The organism is Litorivivens sp. (assembly GCF_057445395.1).
The window spans coordinates 1-3,887 of the sequence record NZ_JBVBUV010000132.1; the positions used below are offsets into that span (position 1 = coordinate 1).

The 3,887-nt window shown below is 51.8% G+C and carries 4 protein-coding genes; all 4 read right to left on the bottom strand.

The window, feature by feature from the left end; genetic code table 11:
* Nucleotides 1–300: 300 nt before the first annotated feature.
* A complete protein-coding gene (locus AC222A_RS18845) occupies nucleotides 301–738 on the bottom strand; it encodes a response regulator (protein ID WP_486775449.1) in 438 nt (145 codons plus the stop codon).
* Between the two features lie 545 nt (nucleotides 739–1,283).
* The gene (locus tag AC222A_RS18850) at nucleotides 1,284–2,720 is read right to left on the bottom strand and encodes an aspartate kinase (protein WP_372810856.1); all 1,437 of its coding nucleotides are present in this window, start codon (nucleotides 2,718–2,720) and stop codon (nucleotides 1,284–1,286) included.
* A gap of 47 nt (nucleotides 2,721–2,767) precedes the next feature.
* Nucleotides 2,768–3,169, bottom strand: a complete 402-nt coding sequence (locus tag AC222A_RS18855) for an ectoine synthase (protein ID WP_372750621.1) — start codon at nucleotides 3,167–3,169, stop codon at nucleotides 2,768–2,770.
* 108 nt (nucleotides 3,170–3,277) lie between these two features.
* A partial coding sequence (locus AC222A_RS18860; protein WP_486775450.1) for an aminotransferase class III-fold pyridoxal phosphate-dependent enzyme occupies nucleotides 3,278–3,887 on the bottom strand: 610 nt, incomplete at its 5' end.

Below are 3,887 nucleotides of genomic sequence, written 5' to 3' on the forward strand. Positions count from 1 at the left end.
AGTGGAATGGTGAAGTAAGACAATACGATAATCGCATCCGTCACTACATGCAGCGACACCAGGCGATCATCCCACAAGTAACAGTGCCCATGCGGCGGCATCTTATTCCCGAAAAAGCTGCTCCAGAAGCTCTCCATGGCCTGGACTCTCCTACCTGTGCGTAATGGACGAAGTTATTACTACTGTAAACTAACTAAGCAGTATAGCCAAAACGAAGGGAATCATAACCGCACACTGCTTAGAGCCACAGAACGCGGATGACTATCACATTTAGAGGATCCGGGTGGGGTGTACTATCTATCAGGCGTTGATGGCAGTCTTGGGCTTATCAAGATAATTGCAGACATTGACTATAGCCTGCATGAAGTCCTTGAAATTTTCGGGCTTGGTAATGTAATCGGTGCTGCCTAGCTCGTAAGATTCGTTAATGTCTTTCTCGCGCGACGAGGTGGTCAACATCACCACCGGAACTTGCGCGTATTCCGCTTTTTCACGCAGCAGTCGCAAAGCCTGCTTGCCATCCAGCCGGCGCATATTGATGTCCAGCAAGATCAGGTCTGGCTCGGGATACAATACGGTGTCTTTAAAAGGAATTTTGCGTTCAATGTAGTTGATCAGCTCCTCGCCATCGATCAACTCCACCAGTTTGACGTCACGACGGGTACGCTCAAACGCTCGACGAATTACCAACCGGTCTCCGCTGGAATCGTCCACCACTAACACTGTCTGAGTATTCATGCGCGCTGCGCTCTCCTGCTCCGCCCTGTAAGTCAAAGCTAACTGTACGACCATCGCGTGTTGCTGCAGAGCCGCTACCGGAAGGCCGCCTAGGAGGCCCTCTCCCAGTTCTCAGCCATACCGTATCGCATTCAACTGGTATATTTCGCTACGTAGATACCACTAGTGTTCACCAGGCACAATGACCAATAGCCCATATCTTATAGAGGCAATACCCTGATGTTACGGGCTTTACAAGACCCTGAAAAGGGTCCAACAAATGACTTTCAGTATGCGCAAAAGCCCTACCGGGCCCCTTCGGAGTCTGAATCTGCTCGCCAAAATGCAACCTGGTCATTCGCACCATGAGTGAGCACAAAGCCACCCCGCGATAAGGCGCAGGGCTACACCCGGTGCCACGAGACACCTGATTCGACAAGCTCCAACACTACAGCGCCAGAGCTAGCCAGCTCTGGCGCTGAATAAGGCCTGTAGCTATTGTAGTTCAAACGAATTGCCATTGCAGAAGGGGGGAACCCCCTCCTGAAGCGAGGGAGGGGGGGGTATCAAGCCGCGCAGATAGCGAGACCATGATTGTGTGGCTCTACCAGACAACGGTGCAGACTCTGAATCGCCTTGTTGTAATCATCTTCATTGATTACAAACTGCATATCCACCTGCCGCATAGACTGGTGCATGGCTAACACACTGATATTGCTCTCGGCCAACGCGGAAACCGTTTTCGCCAACATGCCCGGCACCTGCATATCGCTGCCAATGGCCGACACGATCGCTACTTTGCGGTAACTGATCTCGGCTTTGGGGTAGGCCGACTCCAGCTCACGAATAATGCGTTTGACGGTTTTCAGGTTAGTGCCCAGGTACATGGTGATGGTATTGGCGTTCAGATCCTTGGTGATGATCTTGGCCTTGAGCTTTTTAACCAGCCCCAGAAATTCCTGGTCATAACTGTGAACGTCGCCAACCATCTCCTGGTCAAACAACTCCACTGCATACACCACCTGCTTGCCGGCAATGATTTCAACACAGGGCGAATCACTTACATAATCGCGGGTTATCAGGGTGCCGCTGTGCTCAGGCTCAAACGTGTTTTTCACCCGCAGCGGAATATTCTGCTGGCGCAGACCCTTAGCAGCACGCGGGTGAATCGCTTCCATGCCGAGATTGGCCAACTGATCGGCCACGTCGTAATTGGTACGACCTATGGGAACCACTTTCTCTTCATCAACTACGCGAGGGTCCGCGCTGCTGAGGTGGTATTCTTTGTGAATTACCGCCTCACGGGCTTCCGTGATAACCGCAATTCGACTGAAGGTCATCTCACTGTAACCGCGATCAAAGGTCGCCATTAGACCTTCTTCGCAATGCGCATAGCCGGTGACAATGGCCAGTTCCTTGCCAAGATCGACACTCTTGAACGCATTGCGTATATGTTCGTCCAGCGGCAGGGCCGCATCGGCACGCCAACCGCTGAGGTCGACCAGACGCGCGCTGATCCCATCGCGTTGCAACAGATGCGTCATGTTCCAGGCGCTGTGGGCTTCACCGAGACTCGCGAGCATTTCCCGCACAGTCAGCAACTGCCCTTCCAGCTCAAAATGACCATGCTGGCAGAGACGATCGAGATCACTCAAGCAGCGATCCGCATCATTGATGCGCTCGTCAATATAGCTGTTTGCCTGATCAAGCAGTTCACCGGATTCAAACAACGATTCATTCACCGACAGCATAGCTTCGCGCACTTGTTTCAGCGCTTCTCGCCACTCACCGTCGTTGTCTGAACCTGCGAACAACGCATAAACGCCGGCTTTACCGCCTTTTTTTGCTTCCAGTAGTTTGTCTGTCATGCCGCCGTAAGCTGACACTACAAATACTCGATTGTATAACTCGCTGCCCTCACGCTGGCCGATAATTACGTTATCGCGCACGGCCTCGTACTGGCTCATCGACGTACCGCCAATTTTTTCAACGGTATGTGACATAGTCTCCCCCTGAGTCGTCAAGGATGGTGGATTTCGTTTAAGGTTTTCTATTTCACTTCATCTGCTTCAAGTGGATAGACCCCGTCTTTGTCGTGCACTTCCTTGCCGTGCAGCGGCGGGTTAAACACACAGGCAAACACAATGTCTTCGCCTTCATCCGCGCGCAGCAGATGCTTGTCGTGCTTGTCCAGGATGTAAATGGTACCTGGCTCAATGCGATGAATTTTTCCGTCATCACAAGTTTCCACTTCGCCCTTACCCGATATGCAATACACCGATTCCAGGTGATTCTGGTAATGAATAGGCGTTTCCGTGCCCGCGAAAATGCGGGTGATATGAAAGGAAAAACCCATGTTGTCATTCTTGAGCAACATGCGCGTACTTTCCCAGTTGTCTGAGCGCACATGGCGCTCACTGTTAATGCAATCCTGTAGCGTTCTGACGATCATAGCGCTTCCTCAACCTTTGTCTTTTGTATTGTGTGTAAGGGCATGGTGCAGCGAACTCTTGCGTCACTGAACAAGCACACCCTTAGCTTTTGTAGAGAAAGATCTTCCTTAAGAAGCTTTCTGATAGCGATTGGTCATAATGTCCTTCACGCTCTGCTCGATAATATCCAGTGCCTTGTTCAGCTCTTCCATCGTGATGGTCAGCGGACACAGACATTTCACTACCTGATCGTAGGCGCCGGAGGTTTCGATCACCAAGCCCAGCTCGAAGCAACGCGTGATCACGAGCTTCGCCAAATCACCATCTTTACAGCTCAGACCCTGCATCATGCCGCGCCCTTTGGGCTGCATGTTTGACGGACCCGCCATATTGGCAATTTCCTGGAAGCGCTTGGTTAACAGATCTGCCTTTTCCTGTACCTCCTTGGCAAAACTGTCGTCTGACCAGAAGTGGCGAATCGCCGTAGCCGCGGTAACGAAGGCGTGGTTGTTACCACGGAAGGTACCGTTGTGCTCACCCGGCTCCCAGATATCCAATTCAGGACGCATCAAGACCAGCGCGAAAGGCAGACCAAAGCCGCTCAGTGATTTCGACAAGGTCACGATGTCAGGTTTGATACCAGCCGGCTCAAAACTGAAGAAGGTACCGGTACGACCACAACCCGCCTGAATGTCGTCGACAATCATCAGCATGTCATGCTTCTTGCACAGCTTTTCG